Annotated in this window: 19 protein-coding genes and 1 pseudogene; 12 read left to right on the top strand and 8 right to left on the bottom strand. The window is 66.6% G+C overall.

From position 1 onward, the window contains the following. Window positions 1–195: 195 nt before the first annotated feature. Window positions 196–3,126 carry an SLBB domain-containing protein gene (locus AAFN89_RS17385; RefSeq protein WP_347540481.1) on the top strand — a complete coding sequence of 977 codons (2,931 nt, stop codon included), beginning with the start codon at window positions 196–198 and terminating at the stop codon, window positions 3,124–3,126. Further along, window positions 3,126–3,512: pseudogene (locus AAFN89_RS17380) on the top strand (glycosyltransferase); the annotation flags it as partial. The gene AAFN89_RS17385 and the pseudogene AAFN89_RS17380, both read left to right, overlap by 1 nt. A 291-nt stretch (window positions 3,513–3,803) precedes the next feature. Here the strand turns inward: AAFN89_RS17380 and AAFN89_RS17375 are convergent. The 4 genes from AAFN89_RS17375 to AAFN89_RS17360 all read right to left on the bottom strand — a co-directional run bounded on the left by AAFN89_RS17375 (window position 3,804) and on the right by AAFN89_RS17360 (window position 7,947). Further along, window positions 3,804–4,688, bottom strand: coding sequence for a glycosyltransferase family 2 protein (locus AAFN89_RS17375; protein WP_347540480.1), 885 nt, complete (start codon window positions 4,686–4,688; stop codon window positions 3,804–3,806). Then, window positions 4,688–5,578, bottom strand: coding sequence for a hypothetical protein (locus AAFN89_RS17370; protein ID WP_347540479.1), 891 nt, complete (start codon window positions 5,576–5,578; stop codon window positions 4,688–4,690). Before AAFN89_RS17370 ends, AAFN89_RS17375 begins: the two co-directional genes overlap by 1 nt. Then, window positions 5,571–6,737 carry a glycosyltransferase family 4 protein gene (locus tag AAFN89_RS17365; RefSeq protein WP_347540478.1) on the bottom strand — a complete coding sequence of 389 codons (1,167 nt, stop codon included), beginning with the start codon at window positions 6,735–6,737 and terminating at the stop codon, window positions 5,571–5,573. The genes AAFN89_RS17370 and AAFN89_RS17365 overlap by 8 nt, the downstream gene beginning before the upstream one ends. Before the next feature lie 70 nt (window positions 6,738–6,807). Then, window positions 6,808–7,947 carry a hypothetical protein gene (locus AAFN89_RS17360; RefSeq protein WP_347540477.1) on the bottom strand — a complete coding sequence of 380 codons (1,140 nt, stop codon included), beginning with the start codon at window positions 7,945–7,947 and terminating at the stop codon, window positions 6,808–6,810. 208 nt (window positions 7,948–8,155) lie between these two features. Here AAFN89_RS17360 and AAFN89_RS17355 point away from each other — a divergent pair, with 208 nt between their 5' ends. Continuing rightward, the gene (locus tag AAFN89_RS17355) at window positions 8,156–9,241 is read left to right on the top strand and encodes a succinylglutamate desuccinylase/aspartoacylase family protein (protein ID WP_347540476.1); all 1,086 of its coding nucleotides are present in this window, start codon (window positions 8,156–8,158) and stop codon (window positions 9,239–9,241) included. Window positions 9,242–9,253: 12 nt separating this feature from the next. Here AAFN89_RS17355 and AAFN89_RS17350 read toward each other — a convergent pair whose 3' ends face one another. Then, on the bottom strand, window positions 9,254–10,078 hold the full coding sequence (locus AAFN89_RS17350; protein WP_347540475.1) for a sulfite exporter TauE/SafE family protein: 825 nt from the start codon (window positions 10,076–10,078) through the stop codon (window positions 9,254–9,256). 129 nt (window positions 10,079–10,207) lie between these two features. On the opposite strand from AAFN89_RS17350, the gene AAFN89_RS17345 reads away from it, so the two are divergent. After that, window positions 10,208–10,540, top strand: a complete 333-nt coding sequence (locus AAFN89_RS17345; RefSeq protein ID WP_347540474.1) for a metalloregulator ArsR/SmtB family transcription factor — start codon at window positions 10,208–10,210, stop codon at window positions 10,538–10,540. Here AAFN89_RS17345 and AAFN89_RS17340 read toward each other — a convergent pair. The 3 genes from AAFN89_RS17340 to AAFN89_RS17330 form a co-directional block, all read right to left on the bottom strand. Beyond that, window positions 10,504–11,178: an HD domain-containing protein gene (locus AAFN89_RS17340; RefSeq protein WP_347540473.1), complete on the bottom strand. Its 675-nt coding sequence runs from the start codon at window positions 11,176–11,178 to the stop codon at window positions 10,504–10,506. The two genes, AAFN89_RS17345 and AAFN89_RS17340, sit on opposite strands and share 37 nt — an antisense overlap. A 7-nt stretch (window positions 11,179–11,185) precedes the next feature. Next, complete coding sequence (locus AAFN89_RS17335; RefSeq protein WP_347540472.1) at window positions 11,186–11,668, bottom strand: NUDIX domain-containing protein; 483 nt, start codon at window positions 11,666–11,668, stop codon at window positions 11,186–11,188. 269 nt (window positions 11,669–11,937) lie between these two features. Further along, window positions 11,938–12,396: an SRPBCC domain-containing protein gene (locus AAFN89_RS17330; RefSeq protein ID WP_347540471.1), complete on the bottom strand. Its 459-nt coding sequence runs from the start codon at window positions 12,394–12,396 to the stop codon at window positions 11,938–11,940. A 108-nt stretch (window positions 12,397–12,504) separates the two neighbouring features. Here AAFN89_RS17330 and AAFN89_RS17325 point away from each other — a divergent pair, with 108 nt between their 5' ends. The 8 genes from AAFN89_RS17325 to AAFN89_RS17290 all read left to right on the top strand — a co-directional run bounded on the left by AAFN89_RS17325 (window position 12,505) and on the right by AAFN89_RS17290 (window position 17,656). Next, window positions 12,505–13,515 carry a helix-turn-helix domain-containing protein gene (locus tag AAFN89_RS17325; RefSeq protein WP_347540470.1) on the top strand — a complete coding sequence of 337 codons (1,011 nt, stop codon included), beginning with the start codon at window positions 12,505–12,507 and terminating at the stop codon, window positions 13,513–13,515. Between the two features lie 110 nt (window positions 13,516–13,625). After that, entirely contained in the window at window positions 13,626–14,231 is a 606-nt protein-coding gene (locus AAFN89_RS17320) for a glutathione S-transferase N-terminal domain-containing protein (protein WP_347540469.1), read from the top strand. A gap of 95 nt (window positions 14,232–14,326) precedes the next feature. After that, window positions 14,327–15,724 carry an amidase gene (locus tag AAFN89_RS17315; RefSeq protein ID WP_347540468.1) on the top strand — a complete coding sequence of 466 codons (1,398 nt, stop codon included), beginning with the start codon at window positions 14,327–14,329 and terminating at the stop codon, window positions 15,722–15,724. A 55-nt stretch (window positions 15,725–15,779) separates the two neighbouring features. Then, on the top strand, window positions 15,780–16,106 hold the full coding sequence (locus AAFN89_RS17310; RefSeq protein ID WP_347540467.1) for a metalloregulator ArsR/SmtB family transcription factor: 327 nt from the start codon (window positions 15,780–15,782) through the stop codon (window positions 16,104–16,106). Then, window positions 16,103–16,513 (top strand): SRPBCC domain-containing protein, encoded by a 411-nt coding sequence (locus AAFN89_RS17305; protein WP_347540466.1) that lies wholly within the window; start codon window positions 16,103–16,105, stop codon window positions 16,511–16,513. Before AAFN89_RS17310 ends, AAFN89_RS17305 begins: the two co-directional genes overlap by 4 nt. Before the next feature lie 28 nt (window positions 16,514–16,541). Then, window positions 16,542–16,751 (top strand): hypothetical protein, encoded by a 210-nt coding sequence (locus tag AAFN89_RS17300; RefSeq protein ID WP_347540465.1) that lies wholly within the window; start codon window positions 16,542–16,544, stop codon window positions 16,749–16,751. Window positions 16,752–16,768: 17 nt separating this feature from the next. Further along, window positions 16,769–17,200, top strand: coding sequence for a DUF1801 domain-containing protein (locus AAFN89_RS17295; RefSeq protein WP_347540464.1), 432 nt, complete (start codon window positions 16,769–16,771; stop codon window positions 17,198–17,200). Between the two features lie 36 nt (window positions 17,201–17,236). Continuing rightward, window positions 17,237–17,656 (top strand): DUF1801 domain-containing protein, encoded by a 420-nt coding sequence (locus tag AAFN89_RS17290; RefSeq protein WP_347540463.1) that lies wholly within the window; start codon window positions 17,237–17,239, stop codon window positions 17,654–17,656. The last annotated feature ends 122 nt before the right edge of the window (window positions 17,657–17,778 follow it).

Here is a 17,778-nt window from a genome sequence, read left to right as displayed (position 1 = left end):
TGCCCTGGAAGATGGACATTCCCACCATTCTACGGCGGAACAGCGCCTAGAGTTCCATCGGCCCACCCTCCTACCTGAAAGGAGGCGGGTTGCTATCAAGAATTATCTGCGTTTGGTATGCAAAGGTGAATTTTTCCCTTTAAACGAGAGCTGTGCTTCGTTATTTCGAATTGAATAAAATATAATCATAGCCTGATGATCCTCGTCCGTTTCCTCCTGACTCTCTGCGCCGCCCTGCTGATTCATGCCGGCGCGATGGCCCAATTGCCGGAGCGGATGGAGCCGAAGGCGGAAGCCGTCTCCGACACCGCTCCGCTTCCGACGCCACTGGAGGAAAGCTACAGCGCCCGCGCCGGCGTCGAACTGCGGTTGTTCGGACACGGGCTGTTCGCGAATGGCGAAGGGCAGACCATCCTCCCGACCGGAATGGTCGGCGGCGATTACGTGCTGGGCGTCGGCGATGCGCTGACGGTGGCGCTTCGCGGGCAGCGGAGCGTCACGGCCGGATACCGGATCGGGCGGGACGGAAGGCTGCTGGTCGAAGGGCTGCGGCCCGTGCAGGCGGCCGGCCGGACGTTGGGGGAGGTTCGGGCGGAGATGGAGCGGCAGGTCGCCGCGAGCCTGCTGGATACCCGCATCTTCCTCTCCCTCTCCGCCGTCCGGCAGGTCGGCGTGCTGGCGATCGGAGAGGTCGCGCGGCCGGGTCGGCAGACGATCTCCGCCCTCTCCAGCGTGCTGGATGTGCTGCAGGCGGCGGGCGGCGTCACCCGGCAAGGCAGCCTGCGGACGATAAGGCTGGTGCGCCGGGGCGAGACGATTCCCATCGATCTATATGAACTGCTGCGGTCCGGAACTTCGGACGCCGACATGGCGATCCGCGACGGCGACCGTATCCTGGCCCCGCCGGTCGGGCCGACGATCGCGGTAGCGGGCAGCGTCAACCAACCCGGCATATACGAGCTACCGCCACCGGCCTTCCAGATTGGCGTGGAGCACGCCCTGCAATTGGCGGGCGGAACGGTCGCGCCGCGGCCGATGCGCCGTCTGCGCCTCGGCTTCGGGCCGGACGGGGTGGAGCTGGCGGAGGAGATCGAGGCTGGCTCCGGGGCCATGCTCAGCGATGGCGACATCTTGATCGTATCCCCCACCACCGACCGGCGGAGCCGCGCCGTCGCCGTGGAAGGCCATGTCGTCGCCCCCGGCCCCTATGCCTTGGACACTGTGCGGACGGTCGGCGGGCTGATCGAGGCGGCGGCCGGGCTGAGGCCGGAGCCCTACCTTGCCTTCGCTGCGCTGGAGAGCACCGATACACTGACCCGCGAGCGGCATTGGCGGCCTCTGGACCTCGGCGAAATCCTGGATGGGCGGGACGTCGCGCTTCACGAGGGCGACAGGCTGGTCGTGCTGTCGGCGGAGGATGTCGGCTACATGACCTCAGCCGACGTGCTGGATATCCTGACCGGGGCGGGAGCCGATCCGGAAAGCCTTGCGGATTGTCCGGGGCTTGTCGCGCTCGACCGGCTGCTCTCCGGCCGATCGATGGGGCGGTGGGCCGACCATCCCTTTCGCGCCGCCGCCCGGACCCTGGCGCCATCGGGCGTACCCTGCCCGGATATCTTGAAGGCGCAGCCCGACCTGCTGCCGCTGGCGTTCGACCATGCCATCCTGCGATGGCAGGGCGCCGACCGGCCCGGCTTTTATCCCCGCGCCGACCGTCTGCCCGCGACTTCGGACGCGACCACGTCGGCGACAGGCATCGCCGCCGAGCCGCCTTATGCCGTGATACTGGAGGGGCATGTCTGGCTGCCGGGCCTTCGCCCGCTGACGCCGGGAACGACCCTCCGGTCGCTGATCGACGCCGAGGCACTGAAGCCCGGGGCCTATCCGCTGCTGGGCGTGATCGTGCGCCCCGGCGTGGGCGGGCTGGGCCGCACGTTCCTTCCCTTCTCCCCTTACCGCGCGGCGGCGGGGCTTGAGGACCGGGCTCTGACGCGGGGTGACCGCATCATCCTCTTCGCGCTGGACGAGATCGTCGCCTTGCAGACGGAGGATGAGGACGGCGGCGGGAGGGAGAGCCCGCCGAAGAACGACGTTCGGCCGCTCGCCGGCCGGGACTTGGCATCCTTCGTTCGACGGCAGGCAGTGAGCCTGGTCGGAGAGGTCGGGCGTCCCCTCTCCTATCCCGTCGCGGCTAGGACGACGCTTGAGGCGCTGATCGACGCGGCGGACGGGCTGACACGAATGGCGGATTTGACGGAAGTGGAGATCACCTCCCCGACCGAGAGGGGAGCGGCGAGGCGGGTCGTCGACCTGACCGTAACGCCGACGACGACCATTTCCGTGAGGCCGGGAGACAGCATCCGAATCAACCCGCTGGACGATCCGCTGACGCCAGCCGGCATCGTCATCGCAGGCGAGGTTCTGCGCCCCGGCGTTTACGATCTGATGCGGGGCGAGACGCTTTCCGACCTGATTGCCCGCGCGGGAGGGCTGACGGTGGAAGCCTACCCCGCCGGCGCGATCTTCTCCCGGGAGCGGGCGCGTCTGAGGGAAGAGCGGCGGTTCCGATCGGATGCCGATAATCTGGACCGGCAGCTGGCCGTCCAGCTGGCGTCCGAAGACCCGCCGAACGATGCGGAAATCGCGCTGGCGCGGGAGCTGTCGCAGCAATTGCGGACGGTCGAGCCGGTCGGCCGTGTGGTGGTCGAGGCCGATCCGGAAGTGCTGGCGCTGTCCCCGGAACTGGATGTGGTGCTGGAGCCGGGGGACCGGCTGTTCGTGCCCAAACGGCCGCTGTCGGTCATCGTCGCGGGCGAGGTGCTGGCCCCGGCGACGCTCCAGTTCAGAACCGGCAAGGACGCGCGCGACTATATAAGAGAGGCTGGCGGCTTCGGCCATTATGCCGACGACGACCGCGTCCATGTGATCTATCCGGACGGCCGGGCCGCGCCGATCGCGGCCAGCTATTGGGAGCATACGCCGGTGCTGATCCCGCCGGGATCGACCATCGTCGTGCCGCGCGACCCCGAACCGTTCGACTTCCTGGCCTTCGCTGACAGCATCACCGGCATATTGGGCCAGATCGCCCTGACCGCCGCTTCGGTCACGGTGCTGCAGAGCGATTGATGGCCCCTGCCCTCTCCATCGTCACGACCTGCCGGGACCATCAGGCAGGGTTGGCTCGTACCCACGAAACGCTGCGCCGGCAGAGTTGGCGCGACTTCGAATGGATCGTGCAGGATGGCGGGTCTACCGACGGCTCCGCCGAGTTTGCCAAGGGCTGCCGAAGTCCAAAGGCCGATGTCGCCGTGGCGGCGGATGACGGCCCCTATGACGGCATGAACCGCGGCGCGAGGCGCGCGGCGGGGCGGTACGTGCTGTTCCTCAACGCCGGAGACGGTCTCGCCTCCACCGATACGCTGGAGCGGCTGGCCCCGTTCCTCGATAGCCGCGCCGACATCGTCTATGGGGATTCCATTGAGGCGGCGGCCGGTTTCTGGCGCTTGAAGAAGGCGAGGCCGCCGGGTCGCCTCTGGTACGGGATGCCGACCCACCATCAGGCGATTGTCTTCCTGCGCCGGTCGCTGGGAAGCCGGCCATATGACCATGAACGCTATCGGATCGCCGCCGATTACGATTTGCTGCTGCGGCTTCACCGGCACGGGAGCGAGATCGTCCGGGCCCCGTTCCCGATCTGCCGGTTCGAACCGGACGGAATGTCGGCGCGACAGGCGCGGCGCGGACGGGAGGAGCAGAGGGCGATCCGCCGGCGGGTGCTGAATATGTCCCGCGCGGACAATCTGTCAGTCAGCCTGCTGCAGCTCGCCGCTGCCGGCTTCAGAGGGATGCTGCCCCGCCTCTATTCCCGCTTCCGCCATGCGGGCGCGCCGCTTCAGGCCGATCTGCCAGTAATAGAAGGCGCGGCAGAGCGCGAAATCGAGGCCCGCGCGGCCGTCGAGGACGCCCAGCTTCCATAGGTAGGAATGGCAGAAGGCGAGGAACGGCCGGAACGGCGCGCAGCGGAACAGGCGTTTCAGAACCCGCCGCCGGAACGGTTCATGGGCGTCGAGGGCATGGAAGCCGCGCCGCCCGGCAAGGTCCGCCTCCCATTCCGAATAGAGATTGTGCCTGTCGAACCAATGGAAGATCGGCTTTTCGTCCGCATGCAGCAAAGGCGACCGCAGCCCGCCGACGCTGCCTTCCACGATCGGCTGGTAATGCCCCTCCACCTCCCAGCTTCCCCGCGACCGCAGGTCCGGACAGCGGGGGAAGGTCGTGCGGCGGCGATCGTGGAGCATCAGCTTGCGATTGCGATGACCGAACCGCAGGGGCCGACCGAGAAACACGAACCGACCTTCGATGAAATAGCCGCGATGAGGCGGTTCGGACCGGAAGAGACGCTCAAGCTCCGAGCGCAGATCCGCCGTCATGATCTCATCGGCATCCAGCAGGAGAACCCAGTCATTGCGGACGGAAGGGTGGCGGAGCGCCCATTCCTTCTTCTTCGGGTAAAGGCCGTTCCAGCGGAATTTCAGCACCTCCGCGCCGGCCTGCCGGGCAATGTCGGCCGTCCCGTCGGTGCTGGCGCTGTCGATCACCATGATCTGGTCGAAGCCGGTCAGGCTTTCGAGGCATCGCCGGATATTCCGCGCTTCATTCTTCGTCAGGATGACGACAGAGACGGGCATCACCGCGAGGTACCTCCCCTTGCCACCGCGACCACGCCGCCGAGCGCCAGCCCGAAGACGAGCCCCGCCAGGAGTGTCAGGGGCGCGTTGGGAGCGGCGGGGCGACGCGGCGCGGCGATGCTTCCGACCGGAATGGCTGCATAGGGCATGCCGGACCGAACCATCATCCGCCGCCGCTCCTGCCGGGCCAGAAGGTTCGACAGCGCCAGACGGTGTTCGGACAGCAGCGTCCGGGAAAGCTGATCGCCCAGATAGGCGATCCGGGCCTCCACCCTGCGATCCGCTGCCTCCCGCAGCAGCCGGTCGGCGGCGTCGACCAGGGCGGCGAGCGCGGCGCGGGCGGTCTCGGCATCGGCGTGACGGAAGACCAGGCGGCGCATGGCGGTCGAATCCACCCGCTCCACCCGGAGCGACCGGTCGACCCGGCGCGCGAGATCGTCCGCCACGGGCGGCTCCCATCCCGGTCGCCCGAGCAGCCGGGCGCCGAGGCGACCGAACCACGCCGAAACGCCTGCGGGAGGTCGCCACCGGTTCGTCTCTTCGTCCCATGAATCGGAAAGCAGCCGGCGCGTCAGCGCCTCGTCCTCCATCACTCCGGCGGCTACGTCGGCCGAAGTCAGCAGTTCCAGGAACCGGTCGAACTCCGAAGCGTCGTTCCGGTCGGGCAGCAGCAGGCCGGTCAGCGCGGACATGTCGGCGCGAGGCCGGGCGGCGGCGTCCAGCCCGACCGGATCGGCCGGGGCGACGATCAGCGACGCCTCGTAGACCGGCGGCGTCACCCGCAGCCACAGGAAGGCGAGCGCGCAGCAGGAGATGGCGCAGATCGCCAGCAGGGCCGCGTTCCGCCGCGCCAGCCTCAGCGCGTCGCCGAGCGTTACGGCGTCAGACATAGGCTTCGTCGTCGGCCGGATGGCGGCTGGTCTCGATCGCCGAGCCTGTAACCACCCGGCCGGCGAGATCGACAAATTCCGCCACCGCCCTCTCCCGGTTCCAGTGCTCGTCGGCGCCGGCGGCATTCCTCAGCGCCGCGAGCGATGACGGGTTATCGACAAAGCCGGCGAGCGCATCGGCCAGCCGATCGCCGTCATCGGGCGGCAGTACGAGGCCGCAGCCATGGCGCTTCACATAGGCGGCGACATCGGAGGTGTCGGGGCCGAGGAAGAGGATCGGCCTGCCCGCCGCCAGCGCCGCCCACATCTTGCTGGGAACCATCAGCCCGGCCGCCTCCGCCTTCAGCGTTACGAGATGGAGGTCGGCTTTCTCCGCGAGCGCCGCGAAGGCTCGTTCGTCCTGGCGCGGCAGGAATTCGATGTTGGCCGGCGCGGATCGCCTGACGCTCTCCAGCGCCGCGCCCTCCCCGGCCATGACGAAACGGATGTCCGGCCGATGACGCAACTTCTCCGCCGCCCCGACGATCGCGCGGAAATCATGGCCCCGCCCGAAATTGCCGGCATAGAGGCCGGTCAGGCCGGCTCGGTTCGCCGGTTCGTTGCGGCGCGGCTTCTCGGCCGGCCAGTTGCGGATGACCGACAGCCTGTCATCGCCCACGCCCTTGGCCAACAGCTTCCGGGCCATGCAGTCCCCGATCGCAACCACTTGGTCGTGGCGCTTCAGGCTGGCCGACACGAGAGCATCGGTGGCCCGCATCAACCAAGAAGGAATCCGAGCGCCCAGCACCGGCAGGAGGTCGGGATAGACATCCTGCGACCAATGGAGCGTCCGCGTTCCCAGCCACGGGCCAAGGAGGGCAAGCAATGGCGGGTCGGTCATCGTGACGAGAAGATCGGGCGGCGGCTGCCGTCGCACCGCCCGCGCCAGGGCGGCAAGCTGGCGCAGCGCATCAGTGACGGAGCGGCCTTCCGGCATCGCGGCGCGAACCACCCTGACGCCCGTCGCCGGGCAAGGCTCGACCACGCTTCGCCGCCCGCCGGCGACGATCGTCACCTCCCAGCCGGCCTTCCGGAAGCCGTCCGCCAGCCCCCGCAGCATGAATCCGGTCGCGCCCGTATCAGGCGGATAGACGCGATTGATGAAGGTGATCCTGCGCAACGCCCCTGTCCCTTGAGTTGCCGCCGGGACAGTAGCACTCACTTTTTACGATATACGATACAATTTTAGCCTAATCGCTTCGATGGCCGTGGAGCGTGAGGACCAGAAGCAGCAGCCCGAAATCCAGATATTTGAAGGAAGGCTGCACCAGCGCCCCGACGGAGAGCGCGCCGAGAATGGCGATTGCAAGCGCCGGCCGGCGGCGGAAGACCGCGAGGGCGTCCGGAATGAAGGTCGCGGCATAGGTCAGCAGAAGAGCCAGCCCCAGCCCTCCCGCCTTCACCAGCATGTAGAGCGGCAGGCTGTGCAGATAGGAGACCCGGTAGCCGGGAACGGCCGGGCTTTCGAACAGCGCGCCCCAGCCCAGCCCGAAGAGGGCGACATCCCAGGAGCGTCCGACAAGGGCCGAGGCGGTGCGGATTTCGCTGTCATGGCCGTTCCAGCCGACCAGCCGGGTCTTCAGGATCAAGAGGTCAGCCAGATCGCCAAGCAGCGGAGCCGCCGCCCAGATGATTGCCGCCGCCAGCAGCGGGACCAGCAGGAGAAGGCGCGCCTGCCGCCGGGCATGCACCGTCAGGACCAGGAGGATTCCCACGGTCCAGATCGCGAGGGCCGCGCGCTGGAGCGTCGCGGCCAGCGCCAGGAAGCACAACGCCGCTCCCGCCCAGCAGAGCAGCAGGAGGACGATCCGGCCACGTCCCTTCCAGCCGAACGCGGCGAAGGGCAGGAAGATCGCGGCGAACAGCACCATCGGCGCGTTGGCGAGGTAGAGCAGCCCGTCCGACGGCGCCGCGGATTTCAGCACCGCAGGCATCGCGCCGCTGACGATGAAGAAGCGGGCGGCGAACAGCACCCCGCCGCCGAGCGCCGCCGCCACCACCCACCGGCGGCCGGGGAACGGGCCGATCAGCAGGGGCATGAACAGGAAGGCGAGCGGGACCAGGTCCCGCGCCATGTCCTCCGCTGCCGCTCCCGAGGAGATGCCGCGGATCGTCGGGATGACCAGCAGCCCGGCGAGAGCCACCCACCGGACGGCGGCTTTCAGTGGAATGGTCTGCCAATCGATCGCCGAACCCGCCCAGCGCGCCGCCAACCGGCCGGGACCCGCCGCCAGGACGAGCGCGAGGCCGATGGCGAGTTCCGCCGCGCCCGGCTGCGACGGCGCGGGTGAGGACAGGCCGCCATAGAGGATGATTGCCGCCGCGAGCATTGCGGCGGTCCATGGGAACGGGCTCTGTTCCGAGGCGATCATCGGCGGAGGATGCCGCGCCCGCGCGGGACCGGCCAGCGAAAGCGGCGCTTGGAGCGGCCGGCGGTTTGGCGTAGCGTCTCGCCCGCCTTATCCATCAACGGTCCAGAAAATGTCCAAAGCCATAGAAAAGATTGCGCTTTCCGGGTCCAACGCCGGGACGGAGAGGATGCTTGCCGTCCATCGCTACGGCCAGCCCGGTGCGCGCCCGAAAGCCTATGTCCAGGCGTCGCTTCATGCCGACGAGATCCCGGGCATGCTGACGGCGCACCATCTGATTCGCCGGCTGGACGCGATGGACGCGGAAGGCGGGATCAGGGGAGAGGTGATCGTCGTGCCGGTGGCGAACCCGGTGGGGCTGGATCAGCACGTCAACGACAGTGCGCTGGGCCGGTTCTCCCTGGGTGGCGCGGGGAACTTCAACCGTCACTATCCCGACCTGACGCCCAAGGTGGCGGAGAAGGTCAGGGACAGGCTGACCGGCGATCCGAAGGAGAATGTCGCCATCGTCCGCCGCGCGCTGGTCGAGGCGCTGTCCGAGGCTGTCCCGGTCACCGAAACCGACCATCTGCGCCACACGCTTCTGGGCATGGCGATCGACGCCGATATCGTGCTGGACCTCCATTGCGACGACCAGGCGCTATTCCATGTCTATCTGGGCACGCCGCTATGGCCGGAAGCCCAGGACCTGGCGCACCAGCTTGGCAGCGAGATCATCCTGCTGGCGGAGATTTCCGGCGGGGAGCCGTTCGACGAGGCGTGCTCCTCCCCCTGGTGGCGGCTGCGCGAGCATCTGGGCGACGATATCGCCGTGCCGCCGGCGTGCCTCGCTTCCACGGTGGAGCTGCGCGGCAATGCCGATGTCGATGACGAAACGGCCGCGGGCGACGCCGACAACATCGTGCGGTTCCTTCAGCGTCGCGGCGTGGTGGCAGGCGATCCGGGACCTCTCCCCGCCCCTCTCACCCCACCGACTCCGCTTGCCGGGGTGGAGATGGTCAAGGCTCCGACGAGCGGAATCGTCGCCTACCGTGTGACGCTGGGCGACCGGGTGAAGGCGGGCGATATGATCGCGGAGATCGTCGATCCCGTCGCCCCCGTCCAGGAGGAAGCCCGCACGCCCGTCCGGGCGGCCACGGACGGGCCGGTCTGGGCCCGGCGGGCGCACCGCTATGTCCGCGCCGGCGACGTGATCGCCAAGATCGCCGGGCCGGCGCCTCTGGAAGGCAAGGGATCGCAGCTTTTGACGGCGTGAGCCGCCGGGACCTTAAGTCGCGAGGTCGTAGATCATCTTCGTCGAACTGACGACGAGGAAGATCGCGAACAGGCGCTTCAGCCAGCGCGGCTCGATCGAATGGGCGATCCGCGCGCCCAGCGGCGCGAACAGCACCGTCATGGGCATGAGGATGGCGAGGCCGATGACGCTGACGAAGCCGAGACTGAGCGGCGGCAGGCCGGACGCGCCCCACCCGGAGATGATGAAGCCGGCGGTGCCGAAGAAGGCGATGACGAAGCCGATGCCCGATGCGGTGCCGACAGCCTTCCGGACGGGGTAGTTGCACAAGACCATCGTGGGGACGCTGATGATCGCACCGCCGATTCCCATCAGGGAGGAGACGACCCCGATCACCACGCCGATCGGCGTCAGCACCCACATGCCCGGCAGCCTGTCCGCCAGCCGCAGATCCGCCGGGGTAAAGATCATATGCGCGGCGGCCACCAGCGCGATGATGACGAAGATGATCGTCAGCACGTCGCCATGAACGGAACCGGCGATCCAGGTCCCGATCGCCACGCCTGCCATGACGGAGGGCCCCCATGCCGCGAGCAGCCGCCAATCGACCCCACCCCGCCGGCTATGGGAACGAACGGAAGACAGGGAAGTCGCGACGATGGTGGAGAGCGACGTTCCGACCGCGAGTTGCATCCTGATCGCCGGTTCGACGTCCAGGAGCGCGAACAGCGCCATCAGGGCGGGAACCATGATCAGCCCACCGCCAACACCCAGAAGGCCGGCCATGGTTCCGGCGACCGCCCCGGCAGCCATCATCGCGCCGACGAGGGGCAGGAGAGCTTGAAGATCGATATCCACTGAAGGGCTTTCCGCGGGAGAAAACGGAACCGGTGCTTGCCGAGCGAAGTTCCGGAACCTTAGAAATAGCGTCAGGTTCGAAATTCGCGCAACGAAGTGTCATGCGCAACATGCGGGAAGGCGGGCGGCGTGGCCAACAACAAACCGGTCCATCAGAGGATCAGCGAAGACCAGACGGCGGAACTGGCGGACACGTTCCGGCTGATGGCCGATCCCAGCCGCCTCAGGATCATCCTGAACTGCCTGGAGGCGCCGAAATCGGTCAGCGTGATGGCTGAAGGGCTGGGGCTGTCGGCCTCCCTGGTCAGCCACCATCTGCGGCTGCTGCGAGCCTCCCGCCTGATCCAGGCGGACCGGAAGGGAAACCGCGTCTTCTACATGGTCACCGACGAGCATATCCGGCGGACGCTCACCGACATGGTCGATCACGTCGCCGAATCGGAGCCCGAGATCGACGACTGATTTGACGATTGATTCGGGGACTGACCGGCCCAGCTCCGCTCCCGGTCGGCGCGGTCGTAGCCTTTCTCCACCAGATACCGGATCGCCGGATCGGCCTTCAGCGCTTCGTCCATCCGCATGAAGGTGCGGTTCTTCGTGACGCCGTTTTCCCGCCAGCTCCTGCCGCCGGAGACGACGTTCTGGGTGAAGGCCTGGAGCCGGTCGAGCGCGCGGGCGAACCGCGCTTCCGGCGTCGCGCCTTCCTCGAACTCCCGCCACCAGCCGTCGACCCGGTCGCGCAGATCGTCCGGCAGCGTGGAGAAGAGGCGCGCCGCGGCCTCGTTCTCCCGCTCCGCCTGCCCCGCCAGGGCGGCGTCGTCATAGGCGAAGGTGTCGCCGGCATAGATCTCGACCAGATCGTGGACCAGGATCAGGCACAGGGTTCGTGTCAGGTCCGCCTCGAATCCCAGCTCGTCGCGCAGCAGCAGCGCATATACGGCCATATGCCAGGTGTGTTCTGCATCCGTTTCCCGTCGGCTGGCATCGGTCAGATAGTTCCGCCGCTCGATCGTCTTGAACCTGTCCAGCAGGATCAGGAAGTCGTGGATCGAATCCAGGCGGTCCGTGTCGATGGCGGCGTCGGTGTCGGCGATGGTCATTGCGGTTTCACCAGCGGTTGTCGGGCGGGCGCAGGCCCATGAATTCCTCCACCCGGCGGCGGGTGGCGTCGGTCGTGTCGGGGGGAAGGTCGTCCCAGGGCGCGAAGGCCACGTCCGCGATCTCCCAGGAATTGTGGGATACCGGCCGCCAGCGCCGCACCAGATAGAGCGCGACATGGTCGGGACGGCCGATCTCAAAATTCGCATAGAGGCCGACCAGCCGGTCGAGCGCGATCGGGTCGATCCCGGCTTCCTCCCGGCTTTCCCGGCAGGCCGCCTCCTCCATCGTCTCCCATTTCTTCACGCCGCCGCCGGGAAGATACCAGCCCGGCCGGTAGCTGTGGCGAATCAGGAGCACGCGGTCCTGTTCGTCGACGATGAGCGTGCGGACGCCCAGCGTGACCGGCGCGCGGAGCTTCAGAAGGGATAAATGCGTCCGGTAGAGCAGCCATGGCAGGGGGCTGCGCCGAAAAAGATCGACCGCCGACATCGGGAACACCGCATTCCGCGTTCAGACGCCGGCACAATACATGCCGGCTTCCTCACGGCAAGGCCGTGGACGCTCGAATCACCGACACCCGTGAGACGTAGAGCGCCCATGGGTTCCGGCTCGGGGGCCGGAATGACCAATCGCCCTCTTCCTCATGATAAGCCTGTCGAACCATGTGTGCCCGCACCTTATCGACGGGCTCAAGGTGAGGAGTTCTCTCTGGACCGTGATACCGGCCCAGACGTCGCAATGATCAAATGGGAAGGTCATCATTTCCCGGTGCCGTTCAGGTATTCGCCGATGGCGTTCAGCATGCCGGCCCAGCCGGCGCGGTGCCCGTCGACATCGTCCAGCCCGTCGAAATAGAGCCCCTGCTCGTGAAGGCGCATCCGCGTGCCGCCAGCGGAATCCTCAAAGGTGACCACCATGGTTCCGGCGAAGGTCAACGCATCTCCGGAACGCAGCGACGTTGCGAAGACGATCCGCGCGCCGGGCTCGATGGCGAGGTAGCGGTTCTCATTGAGATAGTCCGGTCCGCCTTCCGGGCCGAAGCGGCAGATGTCACTCTCGCCGACCCTGAAGCTGAAGCGGTCGAGCGACATCCGCCAGCCCGGCCCCGGATCGCCCCAGATCTTCTGGGCGTCCTCCCGCGACCACGCGGCGAAGACGGCTTCGCGCGGGTGGGCGTATTCCTTCGCCAGATCGACCGTTCCTTCTTCCGCTTTCATGACTTGTCCTTTCACATGAGGTGGCAACGGGAGAAGCATGGTCGGGAGGCGAGGAACCGGCCAGAGCGTCTATCGACAGAATCGGGGCATTCATGCCAATCTCCGCCCGTGCCGATACGTCCGCGACCGACCGAACCGCTGCGCATCTCCATCCTGTCCCTGCCGGAAAGCGGAACCATGGCGGCCTGCGGCCTGCACGAAGTGCTGGGCGATCCGGGGCGGAATTCCGACGCGCTGTCGCGCGCCATCCATCCCCGCCTGGTCGCACGCCGGCCCAGGCCCTTCGACTCCAGCACGGGATTGCGGGTGACGCCTCAGGACGGGTTGACCGGCGAATGCGCCGATGTCGCTATCGTCTGTGACATCCATCTGGGGGTGGGCGAGTCGCCCGAGGGCCGCTGGCGGGACGAGATCGCCTGGGTCCGCCGGCATCTCGAACACGGGTCGCTGGTCTGCTCCACCTGCAGCGGAGCGGTGCTGCTGGCCGAGGCCGGGCTACTGGACGGCGCGGAGGCTGCCTCGCACTGGACGATGGCCGACCTGTTCCGCGACCGCTATCCCGAGGTCAGGTTCCGCGCCGAACGCATCCTGTGCGACAGCGGCCATGGCGGGCAACTTATCACCACCGGCGGGGCGTCCTCCTGGCAGGATCTGGCGCTCTATCTGATCGGGCGGTTCTGCGGCGCGGAGGAAGCCGCCCGCGTCGCACGGCTCTATCTGCTCGGCGATCGCGGCTACGGGCAGCTTCCCTTCGCCTCTATGGCCCGGCCGCGCCAGCACAGCGATGCGGCGATCACCAGGATCCAGGCCTGGCTCGTCGATCACTACGCCATGGCCAACCCCGTCTCGGCGATGGTCGAGCGTTCCGGCCTGCCGGAGCGGAGCTTCAAGCGCCGATTTCGGGCCGCCACGGGATATGCGCCGGTGGAATACGTCCAGGCGCTGAGGATCGAGGAGGCCAAGCAGATGCTGGAGACCGAGAACGCGAGCATCGAGGACATCGCCGCGACCGTGGGATATGAGGACCCCGCCTTCTTTCGCAAGCTGTTCAAGCGCCGTGCCGGCGTGACGCCCGCCCAATATCGCCAGCGCAACCGATTCCGCAGCGTCACGGGATGATGGCCGTTTTGCCCCGAAATCTGCGTCTACGCCACTGATGTGGGAACCAGGATTCCGTCACCGTCGCAGGAGAAGGGCGCCTCTCGCGCCGTTCTCAAAGAAGGAGACGGATGATGGATTTCTATTACAGCCCCACGACCTGCAGCCAGGCGGCGCACATTCTGCTGCACGAGGCCGGCCTGCCCTTCCGGGCGCGCAAGGTGGATATCTTCACCGGACAGGTGGAGGACGGGAGCGACTATGCCGGGATCAACCCGAACGGCTATGTTCCCGCGCTGGTCTTCGACGACGGCGCGCTGCTGACCGAGAATGTCGCGATCCTGGACTGGATCGCCGGGCAAGGCGCATCGCTTATCCCTCCCGACGACATGGGGCGCACGCGGCATCTGCAGATGCTCGCCTTCGTCTCGACGGAACTTCAGAAGCCTTTCGTCCGACTGTTCTTCACCGAGCGTGAAGAGGAGAAAGCCCATCTGACGGAAACGCTGACGAAGCGCTTCCGCTGGATCGCCTCCCGGATGGAGGGCGATTATATCTTCGGGGATCGATTCACGGCTTCCGACGCGTTTGTCTATGTGATGGTGCGCTGGGCGGCGATGGCCGAAATCGACGTGCCTGATGAACTGCATGGGCTCGCCCGGCGGGTCGAACGGCGCGAGGCGGTGAGAACCGTTTTGGCGAAGGAAGAAGCCGAACCGCTGCGCGGCGCGGCATAAAGGACCGGACAGGCGAGGCGATTGGAGGCATGTTCGCTGGGGAAGCGCCCGAGCCGCCGGTTCCGGCTTTCAGGAAGAGGAGCAGCCCCGCGCACATGACCGACGATATCGCCCACCTTTCCGCTTTCGAACTGGTCGACCATTACCGTCAGGGCGTCCTGTCGCCGGTGGAGGCGACGCTGGCCTGCCTTCAGCGGATCGACGATGTGAATCCGGCGCTGAACGCCATGAACCTGGTCGACGCCGACGGCGCGCTGGCCGCCGCCCGCGCATCGGAGGAAAGATGGGCGAAGAACCGGCCGATCGGGCCGGTGGACGGCGTGCCCACGACAGTCAAGGACCTGGTCCTGGCGCGGGGGTGGCCGACGCTGCGGGGATCGAAGACGGTCGATCCGGAGCAACCCTGGATCGAGGACGCGCCCGCCGTGGCGCGGCTTCGCGAGGCCGGCGCGGTGCTGATCGGCCGCACCACGACGCCGGAGATGGGCTGGAAGGGCGTGACCGACAGCCCGCTCACCGGCATCACCCGCAATCCCTGGGATTCCGGCCGGACGCCCGGCGGATCATCCGGCGGCGCTGCGGTGGCAGCGGCTACCGGCATGGCGGCGCTCAATATCGGAACCGATGGCGGCGGGTCGATCCGCATCCCCGCCAGCTTCACCGGCATATACGGGCTGAAGCCCAGCTACGGCCGTGTGCCGGCCCATCCGCTGAGCCCGTTCGGCACCATCGCCCATGTCGGCCCGATGACCCGCACCGTCACCGACGCCGCCCTGATGCTCCAGGTGATCGCGCAGCCCGACCGGCGGGACTGGACGGCCTTCCCCTACCAGCCTGAGAATTTCCTGGCCGCCGTCCAGGGCGACGTGAAGGGGGTGCGCATCGCCTACGCCCGCACCATCGGCGATTATCCGGTGGACCCTGAGGTGGCGGCGGGCGTGGAGCGGGCGGCTGCGACGTTCCGCGAACTGGGCGCGTCAGTGGAGGAGACGACCCTGCCGCTGACGGAGGCATCCGATGTCTTCTTCACGCACTGGACGGTCGGCGCGGCGGCCATGATGACCATGATCCCGGAGGAAAAGCACGAACTGATGGATCCGGGCCTGCGACGGATGGCCGAGGCCGGGGCCAGGATCGGCACGATCGATTTCGTGAAGGCGACCATGGCCCGCCAGAGGCTGGGCGCGGCGATGAACCAGTTCCATGAGACCTACGACCTCATCCTGCTGCCGGCAATGCAGATTCCGGCCTTCGAGGTCGGCCACGACGTGCCGTCCGAAGGGATCTACAAGGATTGGCCGGACTGGACGCCCTTCACCTACCCCTTCAACCTGACCCAGCAACCGGCCGCGTCGGTGCCCTGCGGCCTCACCGCGTCCGGCCTGCCGATCGCCTTACAGATCGTCGGCCCGCCGCATGGCGACGCGGCGGTCATCAACGCCTCCCGCGCCTTCGAGCGGGCGCAGCCATGGCCAATGCCGGATCCTTCTTGACTCACATATACCTCGATGGTTATTGATTTTATCAATAGCCAGAGAGTTATGGATTGTGACGCCACAGCCCCACGACATCCTGTTCCGAACACTCGCCGACCCGACGCGACGAGCCATCTTCGAGCGGCTGTGCCGCGACGGAGACCTGACGGTCGGGGCCCTGACGGCTAAGGCCGGGGTCTCGCAACCGGCAGTCTCAAAGCATCTCGGCGTTCTGAAGCAGGCCGGGCTTGTGCGCGACCGCCATGAGGGCCGCAACACGCACTATAGTGCCCAACTCGTCGCCCTTGCCCCGCTGGTCGACTGGACAAGCCGGATGACCGGGTTCTGGCAGAACCGGTTCGACCACCTCGAAGATTTGCTGAAAAGGATGGACCAGTGACCGATACCACGACCGAAGCGCTCTCCGTCATCGTCGAACGGGAGATGCCTTACCCGCCGGAAAAGATCTGGCGCGCGCTCACGCAACCACACCTGATCGAGGAGTGGCTCATGAAAAACGATTTCAGTCCGGATGAGGGACGCCATTTCAAACTTAGCGCAGACTGGGGCGGCGTCGATTGTCAGGTCCAGACGGTCGACCCGGCCAGAACGCTGTCCTACAGCTGGGATACCAAGGATCTCAAAAGCGTCGTCACCTGGACGCTCACCCCTACAGGCGCGGGGACCCGCCTGCGCATGGAACAGGCGGGCTTCCAGCCGGATCAGCAGCCGTATTTCCGGGGCGCCCAGGCCGGATGGCCAAGGTTCCTGGATGCCCTGGAGCAGGTCCTGACGCGGCTGGATTGAAGTCCGCTATCTGAACGGGAGATATTTGATGAATTGGAACAAGTGGATTCGACAGATCCACCGCTGGCTGTCCATTGCCTTCACGGCGGTCGTCGCCGCCATATTCATTGCCTTGGGGATGGGGAAGGAACCCGTCGAATGGGTGTACTTCCTGCCGCTGTTCCCGCTCGCCTTGCTCCTGCTTACGGGCCTGTACATGTTCGTGCTGCCCTATGCCGCCAAATGGCGTAGCGGGTGACGACAGGAGAGAACGTCATGGCCGACAGGAAATCCGTCAAACCGGCGAAGCCGACCCTCCTCGCAGGCGGCAATCCGCAGATCGCGAAGGGCTATGGCGACGCGCCCGTGCAGGCCTACATCGCCGCCATGCCGGGCTGGAAAAGCGACATCGGGCGGCGCCTCGACGCGATCATCACGCGCTCCGTCCCCGGCGTGCGCAAGGCGGTCAAATGGAACTCGCCAATGTACGGTGTCGAGGACGAGGTCTGGTTCCTCAGCTATCATTGCTTCGCGAAATATCTGAAGGTGGCCTTCTTCCGCGGCGCGGCGCTGAACCCTCCGCCCCCTGTGGGGTCCAAGCAGAAGGATGTGCGCTACTTCCACATCCACGAGGATGACGAGATCGACGAAGCCCGGTTCGCCGACTGGGTGAAACAGGCCAGCGAGTTGCCCGGCGAGAAAATGTGAACGGACAGGCGATCGACAACGATCAGGGAGAAAAGTATGAGCGGTTCGAAGGATGGAGAAAAAACTCCCTCTCAACTGATAGATGCGAAAATCGGGGAACTGGGTGATTGGCGGGGCGAGATGCTTGCCCGGATCCGGACTCTCATCAAGCAGGCCGACCCGGAAGCAATCGAAGAGTGGAAGTGGAGAGGGGTTCCGGTGTGGTCGCATGCCGGAATCATCTGCACCGGTGAGACGTACAAGAATGCCGTGAAAATGACCTTCGCCAAGGGCGCTTCCCTGGATGATCCTTCAGGCCTCTTCAATTCCAGCCTGGAAGGCAACACCAGGCGCGCCATCGATCTCCATGAAGGCGACAAGATCGATGAAGAAGCGTTGAAAGCGCTCATCCGCGCCGCCGTGGCGCTGAACATGGATCGCCCCGCACGCTCTCGAAAGAAACCGAAGAGCGCTTGAGGGACTCATCAGGAAAATCAACGATTTAGGGGCTTTTGGAACGTATTTTACCGCGCCTCCGTTCCTTTCTGCATGACGAGAAGAGAGGACGGGACGCGATGATCTTCGGCAGCTTCCTGGCA

The sequence above is a fragment of the Inquilinus sp. CAU 1745 genome, assembly GCF_039839375.1.
Taxonomy (GTDB): Bacteria; Pseudomonadota; Alphaproteobacteria; order DSM-16000; family Inquilinaceae; genus JBDOQU01.
The sequence above is the reverse complement of the archived record's forward strand: the minus strand, read 5'-3'. Positions and strand labels throughout refer to the sequence as shown.